The following is a 16,424-nucleotide window of genomic DNA, read 5'->3' as shown; positions in this document are numbered from 1 at the left end:
TGTCTTACTTTGTTCAGTTTTCAAAGGTCTATTCTTTTTTTGTTTTAACAACTTTTATATCTTAACAGATTCTTTAGAAGTTGTCAACACTTTTTGTTTTTTAATTTTCCGCCGCTTTTTTAACGACTTGATAAGTTTATCATTCAGTTTGTTATTTGTCAACAACTTTTTTTATTGAAATATCAAACTTTTGAAAGCTTATTACTTAAGCGACTTTGTTATTCTAACATGTCATTCTTTATTCGTCAACACTATTTTTTAAAGAAATTAATGTTGTTAGTAGGTAAAGAATTATTAGAGAACAAATAATAATATAGCAATCTATTTCTTAAATTGCAACAGAAATAATTACTTTTTTGAATAATATTTTTAAAAACGAATATTCAAAAAAAATGTTTCTTTTTTGTTCTATTTTTCCTACTATTTTCTTGCTAAGTTTTACAAATTACTGCTTATAGTTCGTCCATCAAATACTTGTGTTCCCCCGTCTTGTAGCTATTTTCTATAAAAAAGGAAAAGACAAGCAAAACGAAATCGTTTTACTTGTCTTCAGATTTTACTATTGGGATGAATATTCGGAAAATCGTTCCTTGACCAACAACACTTTCAGCGATAATTCGCCCCTTATAACTTTCAACTAATTGCTTAGCGATAGACAGGCCGAGACCATTTCCACCTTTTGTGCGAGCTCTAGCTTTATCAACTCGATAAAACCGATTAAAGATTTTCTTCAAGTCTTCTTGTGGAATCCCCTCACCAAAATCTTGAATCGCAATCTCAAATTCACTTAACGTAGAAGAAATCGAAATATGCACTTCTTTTCTCGTCGTAGAGTATTTAACCGCATTATCAAGAATAATAATGATTAATTGTTCAAAATGATTACGGTAGATTTGCAAGATTACTTCTTTAGATAAATCATCATCCAAAGTGATTACATAGTCTGGATATAAGATCTTAAAGTTATTGTAAACTTGATAGGTAACTTCTTTTCCTTTTGTTGTTTCATTACCATAATGAATATCAACTTGTTCCGCCCTCGAAAGATCTAGCATTTCTTGAACAAGACTTTTCATACGGCTAATTTCTTGCATACTTGCGCTAAGAGACTCCTCTAAGATTTCAGGGTCATCTTTTCCCCAGCGGTTTAGCAAACTCAAATGACCTTCAATGATTGCTACTGGTGTTCGTAATTCATGGGACACGTCTTGAACAAATTGTTCTTGTTGCTCCATGTATAATCGCATCCGATCAAGCATTTCATTAAAGATCTCAGCTAAATCTGCTAATTCATCATTTGTATCAATTTCAGGCATATGAATATCTGACTGTGGATCTTTTCGGATAGTATCCATCGTATCTCGCAGAACTTTTAACGGCTTCAGGAAATAAGAAGATAGGAAAAACCCCAAGATACTACTTAGAATCAATGAAACGACTTCTAAAATAATCAGTGTTAACAATAATTTATTGCGTATATCATAAAAAGAGGACAGCTCATAGAAAGTTTGCGCATACCCAATTTTTTCACGGGTTCCTTTAGAATAGATTGGTTGAATAGATAAAAATCCTGTTCTCCCATCAATCGTAACGATCGTTGGAACTTTTCTGGTTGTTTGTAACAATGATTGACTATGCTGCTGCGTTTTAAATATCAGCTTTTCTTCTAAATTGTAGACGAATAAATCCAATGATGACTGACCAAGTTCTGCAATGAAGGAATCAATTTTCATTAAGTTCCCTTCGATATTCGTCGTTTGGTCGTCAATATTACTATCATTTGTAGTTGTATTAGTCAAATTTCGGTACGTATTGACTAAAGTCAGCTCTTCATCTGAGTTAGCTAACCGAGAGGCCACTTGTGAAATCGTTCGTTCCACATTGTTTCGTTCTTTAGCAACAATCAGATTGATTGAAGACTTATAAGTAATAACCGCAAAAATAGTAAAAACAACAAATATAAAGAAAGAACTTGCAAAGGCCCACTTGATAGTCAAGGAGGGACCTTTCAGTTCTCTTTTTTCCGATTTTTTCGGTTTGATCACGAGCGCATCACATAACCTGTTCCGCGGACAGTTTGGATATAGCTTTCCTCCCCAGGAACATCAATCTTATTGCGCAAGTAACGAATATATACATCGACAACATTCGTTTCGACTTCTGTTTCATAACCCCAAACTTTGTTTAATAGAACATCACGGGCTAGTACTACATTGACGTTTTCCATCAACGTCAATAATAGCTCATACTCACGTTTGGTTAATTCAATTACTTCGTTTCCACGGCGTACCACACGATTTTCTTTTTCAATTGTTAGGTCGCGATAAGTAATTGTTGTTTGTTTTGCTACGTTTTTATCACCTTCGATATCAATTCGACGTAGCAAAGCTCGCAAGCGGGCTAATAATTCTTCAATTGCAAATGGCTTAACAATGTAGTCATCTGCTCCATGGTCTAAACCTGATACGCGGTCAATCACTGAATCCCTAGCAGTCATCATGATGATTGGTGTGTTTTTTACTTGACGGACACGTCGACAAACTTCTAATCCATTTAACTCTGGTAACATCAAATCTAGTAAAATGGCATCCCATTCATTATTTAAAGCAGCGTCTAATCCTGTGCGGCCATTATAATGAACTTCAGCATTGTACCCTTCGTGCTTTAATTCCAACTCGACAAAGCGAGCTAAGTTCTTTTCATCTTCAATGATTAGAATATTACTCATCTATTATTTTATCCTTTCCCTCTACGCGATTTCTACAAACTCTATCATTATACCGATATTCTACTTAAAAATCTATAGTCATTCTATCATGAATAAACAATTTTAAAAAGAGCCGAAGTCTATTCGTAACAAATGACTTCAGCTCTATCATGATTTATCTAAATTTTCAGTTTTGCAAAGTCAAGAACTACTTACTCTTCATGATACCAAGAGTAGTGGAAGATTCCTTCTTTGTCCACACGTTCATAAGTGTGTGCACCAAAATAATCACGTTGTGCTTGAATAATGTTTGCTGGCAAGCGTTCTGCTCTATAAGAGTCAAAGTAAGAAATTGCTGAAGAGAACGTTGGCACTGGTACACCAGCTTGAACGGCTAAAGCAACTACATCTCTCACTGATTGTTGATATTTCTTTGTGATTTCAACAAAGTAATCATCTAACAATAAGTTTTCGATGTCTGGGTCTTTATCATATGCATCTGTGATCTTTTGTAAGAAACGAGCACGGATGATACATCCTGCACGCCAGATTTTAGCGATTTCGCCAAATGGCAAGTCCCAATCGTATTCTTTTGAAGCTACTCGTAGTTGTGCAAAGCCTTGAGCATAGCTCATAATTTTGCTAAAGTACAATGCTTCACGGATTTTCTCAACCAATTCTTTTTTGTCACCAGTATATTCAAAATTATTTGGATTTGACAAAATTTTACTTGCTTGGACACGTTCGTCTTTATAAGCAGAGATATAACGAGCAAATACAGATTCTGTGATCAATGGAAGTGGCACACCTAAGTCTAAAGCACTTTGACTTGTCCATTTACCAGTTCCTTTATTGCCAGCTGCATCAAGAATGACATCAACAATCGGTTTGCCTGTGCCTTCATCGTCTTTACGAGTCAAAATGTCAGCAGTGATCTCGATTAAGTAGCTATCAAGTTCCCCTTGATTCCATTCTTTGAAGATCTCAGCCATTTCATCAACTGATAGCCCAAGAATATTCTTCATTAAGTCATAAGACTCCGCAATCAATTGCATATCTCCATACTCAATTCCATTGTGAACCATTTTTACATAATGACCTGCACCATTTGGCCCAATATAAGTTACACATGGTGCGCCATCTTCTGCTTTAGCAGAAATTTGTTCTAAAATCGGTGCCACTAATTCGTAGGCTTCTTTTTGCCCACCAGGCATGATAGAAGGGCCTTTTAGCGCGCCTTCTTCTCCACCTGAAACACCAGTACCAATAAAGTTGATTCCAGAGTTTGCTAATTCTTCATTGCGACGAATTGTATCTTTGAAGAATGTATTTCCGCCATCGATCAAAATATCGCCTTTATCTAAATGAGGTAATAATTCTTGAATCGTTGCATCAGTAGCTGGTCCTGCTTTAACCATCAAAAGAATACGACGTGGTTTTTCAATTGAAGCAACAAAGTCTTCCATTGTATAAGTTGCTTTAAAGTTTTTATCTGGATGTTCTTCTACTACTTCTGTTGTTTTTGAACCAGTACGGTTAAATAGAGCGACTGAATAACCGCGGCTTTCAATATTTAAGGCTAAGTTTTTGCCCATAACGGCCATACCGACAACGCCGATTTGTTGTTTCGTCATATGAACTCCTCCTACATTTGGGGTTAATCCCCTAATCTCTCTCATTATAGCCTAACATTGGTGCAATGCAAACCAATGTGCAAAATATTTTGGCGATTCCGAGAAAAAAATAAACCCCAAGGCTCCATGGTTAGCCTTGAGGTTTTACATTTTCTAATTAAAATGTATTAAGCTTCTTTAGACATTACGTCCTTACCATCATAGTAACCACAATTTGTACATACGTGATGGCTTTTTTTCATTTCACCACAGTTAGGACATTCGTTTAAACCTTTGATTGTCAATTTGTAGTGTGTACGACGTTTTGCTTTTTTAGCTTTTGATGTTCTTCTAGCTGGTACTGCCATTTTGCTACACCTCCTTGTAAAGTCTTGCATCCATTTAGATACAATATATTCCAATCTTACTCGTTATCTTTATTCCTTTGATTCATCATCAAAAAATTCCGATAGTTTTGCAAGACGAGGATCTACTTTTGTCTCAGCTTCTTCCACTTTTCTGCGCTCATGTTCTGCTTCAGAAATAACTTCCCAATCTGCCCCTTTAGGTAGGTTGGTTTCGTCTGCTTCCTCTGCTTCAGTAAGCACACGCATTGGAATTGCCAATAAAATATTATCTTCGATTGACTCTGTCAAATCAAGCTGTGTGCCCTCAATCAACAAAATCTCATCAGCAGATAATTGTTCGTCTCGACTTTGATACTGTTCTACTGTCATGAATAATTCATCAACCGGAAAATCCATCACTAACTCAACAGGTTCGAGTGAACGTGTTGATGGGACAGTCAGAGTCGTTTGCACAGTGTAATGAACGATATAGCCTTTTTTATCAACGGAAACAAATCCTTCAACAGCCACTGGTGCAACATCGAGTATTAAATTATCGCGTTTCATTAAACCTGATTTTAAATCAAGTGTTTCATGAAATACTAATGGTGTCTCTTGATATTTTCGTAATTCTAGTAAAGACCATTTCATTTTTCATCACTCCTAAGCAACAAAAGCAATTATACAGGGCAAAAACGTCCTTGTCAATGAAATTTTCTTGACACCTTACAGTTCATAAAAAAACAGTACATTATTTGGAAAATCAGTTTTCTTTTTTCACTTTCCCAACAAAATTTTCCTTTTCTTTTTGGCTAAAGTTCGATTAAGACGTCTTTTAACAAATTGATTTCTTTTCTCAAAAATTTTTTTGGAATTTTTTCTGTTCAATCGAAATAACAAGTAATCGGTTACTGATTTCGCAAAATTTTTCAAATGTATCCATCTAAACGTTTCCTGCTAACTTCGCAAACGACTTCGTTGAACTTTCAGTTGCTATCAAGAAACGAATCCATTACAATAACTATTATTTATATGGATAAAGAGAGGAGCTAACACATGAACACACGAGATATTGAATACTATGTTCAATTAGTCAAACTAAAAAACTTTACAAAAGTTGCTAATCTATTTCATGTTAGCCAACCCACAATCACTTATGCTGTCCAACGGCTTGAAAAAGAATTAAACGCTGTTCTCATCGTCCGAGATCGCTCGCACAATGAACTATTGATCACACCAGCTGGTCACCAACTGTTTATCCACGCACAGTCCATTCTTCAAGAAATCACTCGTGCAAAAGCTGAGATTCAACAACTACAAACAAAAAAAATTCGTCTTGGCATGCCACCAATCATTGGAAATGAATATTTTCCAAAATTATCCGGTTACTTCATTAGGCAAAAGTTGATGAATCAATTAGAAATCATTGATGGTGGTTCCCGCGACTTGTATGGAATGATTCATCAAGGTCAAATTGATTTAGCTTTACTTGGTTCAACTCAGCCAATTGTTGATCAGTCCTTAGAGACACAGTTGCTCTTAGACAAACGGTTTATGATTGTTGTCTCACCAGAACATCCACTTGCCCAAAAAGAAGCTGTTTCGTTCAAAGAATTGATCAGCGAAGAATTTGTTTTATTGAACGAGCATTACGTCCATCCTACTGCTTTTTCAAAATTAGCAAAACAAGCACACATCGAACCAAAAATTGTGTATCAAAGCAATGATTTATCCATTTTAAAAAGTATGATTCGCGAACAAGTTGGTATAGGTTTTTTAACAGAAATTGCGATTCATCCAGAAGACCAGTTAGTTGTACTTCCACTAACTGACACTGTACAGCCACGCTTTCTGATTTCACTTGTCACGCGCACACAGCAATTGCCAACTGATTTACAGCAACAAGTTGTCCGCGTCATTAATGAATTTATTCAGACACAAAAAAACAGCCCCTCAGATTGAGGAGCTGCTTTTTTTATACTATCTAGCAAATTAGATAGCTGTTGTTTCGCCACGGTATACAATACCACGACGTGAATCAACAGTAATTAATTCACCATCAACGATTGTTGAAGTCGCGTCTTTTGCACCAACGATTACAGGAATGTCTTGAGCGATACCTACAACTGCTGCGTGTGAAGTTAAGCCGCCTTCTTCAACTACGACTGCTGCTGCTTTTTCAATAGCAGGCATATATTCTTTATCCGTTGTTGGAACAACTAATACCATGCCGTCTTTTGCTTTTTTAATTGCTTCTTCAGCAGATGAAGCAACTACTGCGTTTGCAACAACAGATTTTTGGCCAACGCCTTGAGCTTCTAATAATTTAGAACCAATCATTTGAATTTTCATTACGTTAGTTGTTCCACGTTCACCAACTGGTACACCAGCAGTGATCAAGATTAGATCGCCTTCTGAAGCAAAGCCTAATTCAACTGCTTTTTTAGCAGCTAATTCAAACATTTCATCAGTAGTTGTTGGTTTTTCAGTAACTGTTGGGTATACGCCCCAGTTTAACATCAAACCACGTTTTGTGCGTTCGTCAAATGTAACTGCCAAGATGTCAGCATCTGGACGGTATTTAGAAATCATTTTAGCTGTGTAACCAGACTCAGTTGCAGCAACGATTGTTTTAACACCTAAGTTTTTAGCAGCACGAGCTACTGACAAACCGATTGTTTCAGTAACATCAGTTTTGTCAAATTGATTGATTTGGAATGTACCTAATTCAGCTAAAGCTTTTTCAGCTTCTTGGTCAATACGAGCCATTGTTGAAACAGCTTCTACAGGGTAGTCACCATTTGCAGATTCACCTGATAACATTGTTGCGTCTGTACCATCAAATACAGCGTTGGCAACGTCAGATGCTTCGGCACGTGTTGGACGTGGGTTTTCTTGCATTGATTCTAACATTTGTGTAGCTGTAATAACTGGGATACCAGCAGCGTTACATTTTTTAATGATACGTTTTTGAACCATTGGTACTAATTCAGCTGGAATTTCAACACCCATGTCACCACGAGCAATCATAACACCATCAGAAACTTTGATGATTTCGTCGATGTTGTCGATACCTTCTTCAGATTCAATTTTAGGGAAAATTTGAACGTGTGTCATATTTTTTTCTTCTAAAATTTCACGAATATCTAAAACGTCTTGTGCTTTACGTACAAAACTTGCAGCGATAAAGTCGATGTCGTTATCTAAACCGAAACGGATATCGTCAGCATCTTTTTCTGTAATACCTGGTAAGCTGATTGATACGCCTGGTGCGTTAACACCTTTACGTGATCCTAGCATACCTGCATTTTTAACTACTACAACTAATTCACGGTTTGCTTCGTCTTTTTCAACGATTTCCATGTCAATAAGACCATCATCGAATAAGATGTGTCCACCAACGTGAACGTCTTCAAACAATCCAGGATAAGTTACAGCGATTTTTTCTTTTGAACCAACATGTTCAGGGTCCATAGAGATACGAGTTTGATCTCCAACTTCGAATTTGATATAGCCGGCACGGCCAAAATCAGCTTCTGTTGTTCCTTGAACTGTTGTACGGATTTCTGCACCTTTAGTATCTAAAAGGATACCTACATCTTTGCCTGTTTTTTTAACGGCTTCACGAACCATTACCATACGTGATAATTGTTCTTCATGATCTCCATGTGAGAAGTTAAAACGGAAGACATTTGCTCCAGATTCGATCAGTTTAGAAATAGTTTCTACTGAATTACTTGCTGGTCCTAATGTACTAACGATTTTGGTTTTTTTCATTTTACAAAACGCTCCCATTCAATTTTGTTTATTTAAAGCTTTACAGCTTAAATAGCTATTAATTATAGATAGTTCAGTTGAGTCAAACAAAGTTTGCTCTGGTCTTATTCATTCCTTTGATTAAATCAAATTAGAATGAAAGAGTATTGTTTAATTCGTACAATGATAAGTCTGGTTTATGTTTGTTGTTTTCCAAAGTGTCAATGATGTCAGAAGCAACAATTTCATTGTCATGAATCCCAACACATAATCCGCCTTTACCTTGTTGTAATAATTCAACAGCATAAGCACCAAATTTACTTGCTAACACACGATCACGTGCGCTTGGTGCGCCCCCACGAACAACGTGTCCTAAGATAGATACACGAGTATGGTAGTCGCCGAATTCTGAAAGTTTTTCAGCAAATTCGTTTCCGCCCATTACACCTTCAGCCAAGATGATCAAGCAATGTTTTTTTCCACGATCGCGGCCTTCTTGGATTTTTTTAGCAACAGCAGCCATGTCAAAATCATGTTCTGGAATGATGATTTCATCAGCTCCGCCTGCAACACCTGACCATAAAGCGATATCGCCAGCGTTACGTCCCATTACTTCAATAACGAATGTACGAACGTGTGATGTAGCTGTGTCACGAATGCGGTCAATTGATTCAAGCACTGTATTAATTGCTGTATCAAAACCGATTGTGAAGTCTGTACCAGGAATATCATTATCGATTGTTCCAGGAATTCCCACTGCTGGGAAACCACGCTTAGTTAAAGCCATCGCTCCATGGTAAGAGCCATCGCCACCGATAACTACTAAACCTTCAATACCGAATTTTTTCAATTGTTCGATACCCTTTAATTGACCTTCTTCTGTAGCAAATTCTGGGTAACGAGCAGAGTACAAGAAAGTACCACCGCGTTGGATCTTATCACCAACGTCAGCAACGTCAAGACGACGAATATCTCCGGCAACTAATCCGGCAAATCCGTAGTTGATTCCATAAACTTCTAGACCTTCATAGATTCCTTTACGAACAACTGCGCGAATCGCTGCGTTCATTCCAGGTGCGTCTCCGCCACTGGTCAAAATTCCGATGCGTTTCATATAAACATTCACCTCATTAAAATACTTTATCCTAAGAAGACTTAGGCTATAACCATTTGTTTGCAATAACCACGTCTAACATTCTAACATTATTTTTCTAACTTGTCTTGATTAATAGCTAAAAAAATGAAAAAAAATGAAAGCACGTAGTATTTTTTACCGTAACTTATTTGAAAACAACATTTTCCTCTTGAAGTAAATAAGAAAGCTGTCCTCGCAGACTCTTACTCCCATCTACCCAGTTTTCCTCTGATAACACGATTTTCCGTTGTGTTTTTTCATAGTATAAAACAACTGGAATGTATCCGGGATGTTTCTGAAAAATTGTTTTCAATTGACGCATTGTTTCATGGTCTTCTTGTCCTTCTGTGATTCTTAAATAACAAGTTTGATCTGGAAAGTTTTTCTCAAATTCTTTCGCATCTGCAAATGTTTCGCCAATCAATTGTAATTCTTGGTTATAGCGACTTATTTCACTACGACCTTGTACAAACAGTACGTGATTCACTTCAAAAAGATTTCTGAATTGGCGATACAGCTTAGGAAAAACAGTAACTGTTACTTCACCTGAGCTATCCGTTCCTTCCACGAAAGCCATTCTTTCTCCTTTTTTTGTCCGAATTTCACGAATATTTTTGATGTACAATAACAAACTTACTGTCTGCTGAGGCACAATTTCGGTAATCAATTGAACACGTTTAGCTAAACGCAATCGCTCATATCCTTCTGTTGGATGACCAGATAAATAAACACCAAGATATTCTTCTTCTAGTGTCAAACGTTCATCTAATGAATAATCTGCAATTTCTTCTTCCTTCAACGCCATGATTTCCATCAAGTCCAAACTGCCGCTACTGTATTGAACGTTTTGGATCTTTCCTTCTAAATCGAGCATGAGCTGCTTACGATTTTTTTCTAACTCATCGAATACACCTACAGCAACTAAAGGTTTCAGGATATCTTCTTTGAGCCATCGCTTATCTATACGAATCAAAAACTCATCGACAGATTTGAACGAACCATTTGTTTTTCTTTCATTGATAATCTCTTCTACAAAATCTCGCCGTACCCCTTTGATTGCTGTCAAACCAAAACGAATCAATTGCGAATTGACTAATTCAAACCCATAAGCGCTTTGATTGATGGAAGGCGGACTCAGCGTTAACTTGTTCTTTCTAGCTTCAGCAAGGTATTCTTTAAGCTTAGCGGTATTGTGTCGCACGGCATTCATCAAACTAGTAAAGAATGCTCCTGAATAATGTGCTTTGAGATAAGCCATTTGAAACCCAACAAATGAATAAGCGAATGCATGTGAACGATTAAATCCATAATTAGCAAAACGCTCGATATAATCGTACACTTCAATTGCCTTTTCCTTAGAATATCCTTGCGCTAGTGAACCAGTTACAAAGTGTTCTCTTTCTCTATCAATAACTTCCTTTTTCTTCTTACTAATTGCACGTCGTAAAATATCTGCCTGACCTAAAGAAAATCCAGCCATCGTTGAAGCAATCTGCATGATTTGTTCCTGATACACAATAACTCCATAGGTATTTTCCAAAATTGGTTTTAATGCGTCATCCGGGTATTGAATAACCTCTTTCCCTTTTTTTCGTGCAATAAAGGTATCAATATTTTGCATAGGTCCAGGACGATACAAAGCGTTGACAGCAGCGATATCTTCAATATTTTCTGGTCCCAAACGCCGTAAAACATTTCGAATTCCTGCCGATTCAAATTGAAAGACGCCGGTTGTCTCCCCTTTTTGAAACAATCGGAAAGTTTTCGCATCATCCAGTGGTATTTGCTTAAGTTGAAGGTCGATTTTTTCTACACGTTTGATTGATTTAAGCGCATAATCAATAATTGATAAGTTCCGTAAACCTAAGAAATCCATTTTCAGCAATCCGATTTCTTCTACGGCATTCATGGTATATTGCGTTAAAAAAGCTTCGTCTGATCCCTGTTGTAAAGGAACTAGCTCTAATAGATTGCGGTCGCTCAATACCACCCCTGCCGCATGCGTCGATATGTGACGTGGCAGCCCTTCTAAAATGGTCGCTGTTTGAAACAGTAATTGATTTTTTTTATTTGCCTGCACCAATTCAACTAGTTTATTCGAAGTTTGGTAAGCTTGTGACAAGGTGATTTTTAATTGATTAGGGATCGCCTTTGACCAGCGATTTGCCTCACTTTGTGAAACACCAAATACTCGCGCAACGTCTCTTAATACCATTTTGGCAGCCATTGTTCCAAAAGTTGCAATCTGTGCCATATGATACTGCCCGTATTTTTCTCGGACATAATTCAAGACTTCTTCACGTTTATTATCAGGAATATCCAAGTCAATATCAGGCATTGTGTAACGTTCTGGATTTAAAAAACGTTCAAAGAGCAAATTATATTTCAAAGGATCCACATCTGTGATTGCCAAAACATAAGCAACTAATGAACCCGCAGCTGATCCACGCCCCGCGCCAGTAACGATTTTTTGTTTGTGTGCAAAAGCCATCACATCCCACACGATTAAAAAGTAATCGTCAAATCCCATTTGATGAATAATTTTTAATTCATAGTCTAAACGTTGTTGATATTCTGGTGTCAAAGATTCTACTCTTTTTGATAACTGATTTTGACACAATTGTTTGAGGTATACCGCTGCCGATTCATCATTTGGTACTGGATAATGCGGTAGCAGTTTTTGATGAAATTGAAACTCAAAATTCACAGATTCAGCTAATTTTTGAGTTGTCTCAAGAACTTTGTACGTATATCGTTCATTAAATTTTTGAATCATCTTACTCTCTGATTCAAGAAAGTTTTTATTTTCTAGTTGACTACTATCTGCTAATTCTTCTGGCGAAATCTGTGTACCTTCTTTTATATGTTTCATTGTTTCCAATGCAAACAAATCTTCCTGATGCAAGCTTGCAATCGGATGTAATGCACACAGTTGTTCCTCTTCAGCTGACAGAAACTCGTACCATTCTTTAGAATCCGAAACGGTTTGGCCAGTTACACCCACATAAAAATCGTGGAAATGGACTTTTTCTTTTAGCATTTGCCAATGACTAGCAAACGTTTCTGCCGTGCCATAATCATTTGCAATCGAATGACTATCTGGCACAATCAAAATCAAGTGGTCCGTCTTCGTCCATGTGTTCAGTTCAATAGTACCTTCAATCATTTTTTTACTCGAAACATTCATCAATTGTTGGTAACCAATCTTGTCTTTTGCATAAACTAACAGTCCGTAGTCTTTGTCTTCAAAAGTGTACTCAAGATGTAGGCCAATAATTGGTTTGATTCCTTCTTTGACGCACTCTTGGTAAAATTCTGCGGCGCCGTACAAAACATCCTCATCAGTGATAGCTAAATAAGTGTATCCAAGTTTTTTAGCTTCACGGACATACTCTCGGATGCGAATTGTACTTTGTAACAAAGAATATGAAGTTCTCGTATACAGTTGTGGAAAAAACATCTTGCATTCCGCCTTTTTTTTCGTTAAAATTCACTATCGTTAGTACAATTAAGCATTGTACCTTGCTTTACATTCAAAAAAATTCTGTTAAAATTGGGATAGAAAAGAGGTGTTCTTCATGCGATATATTGTAACGTTATTTTGGTCCCTAGTTTTAGGACAAGTTGTTGGTTACATTGGTAGTGCCTTGACAAAAGGAACTTACGATTTTGCTTTGACAGCAATTATGTCACTAATTGCCGGTATCATTATCATCTTAATCGGTGCAGTTGCTCCAACAAAAAAAGAAGCCTCATCGCACTCATAGTAAATCAAAACAGATTGGGAAAGCAAGTTTTCCCAATCTGTTTTTTTGTCTACGATTCGTTTTTTTTAAAATTTACTACGTAAAACCTTTCTAAAATTAAAAAGCGAGAGTCCGATATTCGATAAGACAAAACAACTGGTTACCACAAACACCGCACTGTAACCAAATGAATGGGCAACAGTCGAACCGAGCATTGGTCCTAAAACCTGCCCAAAATTACTAAACATTTGATTGTAACTATACACTCGACTCACACCTTCTTGAGGCGTGATTTTGCTAATCAACGTATTAATCGAAGGCATCAATGCTCCAGTTGAAAAGCCCAAAATAAAACGTAAAATCCCTAACTGCAACGGTGTTTGAACGAATGCCATAGGAAGGTAACAACAAAACGATAAGACCAATCCAGCAAGCAACACTTTATGGTTACCGATTTTATCCCCTAGCTTCCCTAATTTGGGAGAAGACAGTACCGCTGAAACCCCAGCAACTGAAACGATCAACCCACTAATAAAGAGAACATTATTGATATCTCCGCTCAATTGGCGAATATACAACGTTAAGATTGGACTGATACTAGTCACACCAATTTGTAAAATCAATGTTGTGATAAATAGTCCCACTAAAATAGAGAAATGATCCATTTTTGAAAAAATTTCTTTTGTGCTGACTAAATCTTTCTTCTCAACTGGATGGAAATCCTCTTTTACTAGAAAAATTGTTAAGATTGTCGTTACTAAAAGTACTGCACCCGTAATAATAAAGACGTTCTCCATGCCAAACCATTGCGCTAACGCACCACCCATGGACGGACCAATCAAATTCCCTGCAATTGCTCCAGTCGAAAGTGTCCCTAATGCCCAACCACTTTTTTCCTTCGGCGCTTGTGATGCAATCATTGCTGTAGCATTTGGAATATATCCAGATAAAATTCCATTAAAGAAGCGCATAATTAACAGCCAATACACATTAGGAACAAAAGCCAGTGAGCCCATGGTGATTGTCATTCCCGCTGCCGCTCGAACCATCATAATTTTCCGCCCTTTTCGATCTGCTAAATTTCCCCAAACCGGTGCAACAATTGCTGCTGCAAAAGCAGTAACTGAAATCGCTAATCCAGAAAATAATTCAACCTGATCTTGAGGCGTCCCTAGTTGTTCGACGTAAACAGGAATAAACGGCATGACTAAACTAATACTTGCACCAGTGAAAAAACAACCAATCCATGCAATAATTAAATTCTTTCTCCATTTAATCCCCATTCATCATCCCTCTTTCATCTTTCTTCATCATACCTATTTTTAAAGCAACAAGCAACGAATGTGAAAGCAAAAACAAAAAAAGACAAAAAATTCTGACTTTTCTATTACTCAACTAAATAAAAAGACAAAAAGTATCGTCAACAGACGTACTCTTTGCCTTAAAAATTTTAACAGAGATATTTTTGATTGATTTGTTTCATTTACTTAACTAGTTTAGATTGTCGCTAAAATAATAAAGTTTAAGATAAATAAAATATCAACTACCCACAAAGCAAGCGATACTTCTTTTGCTTGTCCTTTAACTACCTTCACAATTGTATACATGATAAAACCAGCAGCAATCCCATAAGAAATGCTATAGCAAAGACCCATAAAAATTGAAGCAAAGAAAGCAGGTAAAGCTTCATCAAGATTCGCCCATTTGATATCTGCAAATGAAGCCATCATCATTACACCGACTAAAATCAAAGCAGACGCCGTTGCTTGTGCAGGAACAATAGCAATCAATGGAGAGAATAAACTGCTTAGTGCAAATAAGATTGCAACGACTACCGACGTTAAACCAGTTCGACCACCCGCACCAATTCCGGCAGCAGATTCGACATACGTTGTTGTATTTGACGTACCAAAAATTGCACCAACTGAAGTTGCAATTGCATCAGCAAACAAAGCTTTATCCATTTTTGTTTTGAATCCTTTTCCATCTTCCAATGCATCCTCATCTTCTTTTGAGAAAATGCCTGTACGACGTCCCGTTCCGATAAATGTACCAATCGTGTCAAATGTATCTGATAAACTAAACGCAATGATTGTCATTAAAACTTGTGGAAGTCTTGAACTATCACTGAATAAAGATTGCATTCCCTCTGCTCCAAAAGCAGCACCAAAAGTTGTTCCTAATTCTTTAACTGAGTTTCCTAATGAATTAGCTTGCCAATCAATCGCTTGAAGATCGACCACACCCATCAATACACCTAAGATAGTTGTCACTACAATACCAATCAGCATTGCACCACGCACATTTTTAACTACTAAAATTGCTGTAATAACTAAACCAATAACTGCTAATAAAATGGGTGCATTATTGAAATTTGCTAAGGCTGGAACAATTCCACCATTAATTGTTACGTTTGTTGCCTTACCACCTTCAACTACAGAACTCGTGATTGCTGATTGATCCGCACTGAAAGAAAGGAACCCTGCATTTTTGATTCCCACATACGCAACGAAGATTCCAATACCGCCCCCAATGGCGTGTTGTAAACTTTCTGGAATTGCGTGAATAATCATTTTTCGAATTTTTGTTACTGTAATAAAAATATTAATCAACCCACAAATAAAGACCATTGCTAAAGCTTCTTGCCAAGAATAACCAAGACCAAACACGACAGTAAAAGTAAAGAAGGCATTCAAACCCATCCCTGGTGCTTGTGCGTAAGGAACATTCGCAAACAAGCCCATTACTAACGTCCCGATAACCGAAGCAATAATTGTTGCCAAGAAAACTGCTTGAAATGGCATTCCTGAAGCTGATAAAATCGTTGGGTTAACAAAAAGAATGTAGCTCATTGCAAAGAATGTTGTAACCCCCGCCATTATTTCTGTTGATACATTTGTTTTGTTTTCCTTCAATCCGAAAAACTTATCCATAAAAAATTCCACTCCCTGATTTTTTCTGATGAGGAAAGATATTAAATAAGACCAACAACTAATTTCCTCGAACAATTATTGATTATATCGTCGCTTCATTCGTTTTTCAACTAAAAAATGATATTTAAACATTAAAAAGCAAAAAACGTTCGTGTTTTGCTTCATTATTTCTAAAAAAGGGCGTTTT

General features: G+C 36.9%; 12 protein-coding genes. 2 read left to right on the top strand and 10 right to left on the bottom strand.

The window, feature by feature from the left end; all coding sequences use genetic code 11:
• Positions 1-539 precede the first annotated feature (539 nt).
• The 5 genes from RV17_RS11855 to RV17_RS11835 all read right to left on the bottom strand — a co-directional run bounded on the left by RV17_RS11855 (position 540) and on the right by RV17_RS11835 (position 5,318).
• A complete protein-coding gene (locus RV17_RS11855) occupies positions 540-2,045 on the bottom strand; it encodes a HAMP domain-containing sensor histidine kinase (protein ID WP_067484140.1) in 1,506 nt (501 codons plus the stop codon).
• A complete protein-coding gene (locus RV17_RS11850) occupies positions 2,042-2,728 on the bottom strand; it encodes a response regulator transcription factor (protein ID WP_002290973.1) in 687 nt (228 codons plus the stop codon). Before RV17_RS11850 ends, RV17_RS11855 begins: the two co-directional genes overlap by 4 nt.
• A gap of 191 nt (positions 2,729-2,919) precedes the next feature.
• Positions 2,920-4,341, bottom strand: coding sequence for an NADP-dependent phosphogluconate dehydrogenase (gene gndA, locus RV17_RS11845; RefSeq protein WP_067484139.1), 1,422 nt, complete (start codon positions 4,339-4,341; stop codon positions 2,920-2,922).
• Positions 4,342-4,508: 167 nt separating this feature from the next.
• Positions 4,509-4,688: a 50S ribosomal protein L32 gene (gene rpmF, locus RV17_RS11840; protein ID WP_067484136.1), complete on the bottom strand. Its 180-nt coding sequence runs from the start codon at positions 4,686-4,688 to the stop codon at positions 4,509-4,511.
• A gap of 69 nt (positions 4,689-4,757) precedes the next feature.
• On the bottom strand, positions 4,758-5,318 hold the full coding sequence (locus RV17_RS11835; RefSeq protein WP_067484133.1) for a YceD family protein: 561 nt from the start codon (positions 5,316-5,318) through the stop codon (positions 4,758-4,760).
• Positions 5,319-5,723: 405 nt separating this feature from the next.
• Here RV17_RS11835 and RV17_RS11830 point away from each other — a divergent pair, with 405 nt between their 5' ends.
• The gene (locus tag RV17_RS11830) at positions 5,724-6,629 is read left to right on the top strand and encodes a LysR substrate-binding domain-containing protein (protein WP_071869305.1); all 906 of its coding nucleotides are present in this window, start codon (positions 5,724-5,726) and stop codon (positions 6,627-6,629) included.
• A gap of 30 nt (positions 6,630-6,659) precedes the next feature.
• Here RV17_RS11830 and pyk read toward each other — a convergent pair whose 3' ends face one another.
• From pyk to dnaE, 3 genes are all read right to left on the bottom strand, one after another.
• Positions 6,660-8,444, bottom strand: coding sequence for a pyruvate kinase (gene pyk / locus RV17_RS11825; protein WP_067484128.1), 1,785 nt, complete (start codon positions 8,442-8,444; stop codon positions 6,660-6,662).
• 130 nt (positions 8,445-8,574) lie between these two features.
• Positions 8,575-9,537, bottom strand: coding sequence for a 6-phosphofructokinase (gene pfkA, locus RV17_RS11820; protein ID WP_067484127.1), 963 nt, complete (start codon positions 9,535-9,537; stop codon positions 8,575-8,577).
• A 166-nt stretch (positions 9,538-9,703) separates the two neighbouring features.
• The gene (dnaE, locus tag RV17_RS11815; protein ID WP_071869304.1) at positions 9,704-13,018 is read right to left on the bottom strand and encodes a DNA polymerase III subunit alpha; all 3,315 of its coding nucleotides are present in this window, start codon (positions 13,016-13,018) and stop codon (positions 9,704-9,706) included.
• A 118-nt stretch (positions 13,019-13,136) separates the two neighbouring features.
• Between dnaE and RV17_RS11810 the strand changes: the two genes are divergently transcribed.
• The gene (locus RV17_RS11810) at positions 13,137-13,325 is read left to right on the top strand and encodes a YjzD family protein (protein ID WP_067484125.1); all 189 of its coding nucleotides are present in this window, start codon (positions 13,137-13,139) and stop codon (positions 13,323-13,325) included.
• Positions 13,326-13,390: 65 nt separating this feature from the next.
• Here RV17_RS11810 and RV17_RS11805 read toward each other — a convergent pair whose 3' ends face one another.
• On the bottom strand, positions 13,391-14,587 hold the full coding sequence (locus RV17_RS11805; protein ID WP_067484123.1) for a multidrug efflux MFS transporter: 1,197 nt from the start codon (positions 14,585-14,587) through the stop codon (positions 13,391-13,393).
• Between the two features lie 213 nt (positions 14,588-14,800).
• Positions 14,801-16,237, bottom strand: coding sequence for an NCS2 family permease (locus RV17_RS11800; RefSeq protein ID WP_067484121.1), 1,437 nt, complete (start codon positions 16,235-16,237; stop codon positions 14,801-14,803).
• Positions 16,238-16,424: the final 187 nt, after the last annotated feature.

The organism is Enterococcus thailandicus, assembly GCF_001886265.1.
Taxonomy (GTDB): Bacteria; Bacillota; Bacilli; order Lactobacillales; family Enterococcaceae; genus Enterococcus_B; species Enterococcus_B thailandicus.
Note: the sequence above shows the minus strand (reverse complement) of the source record. Positions and strands in the feature narration are given on the sequence as shown.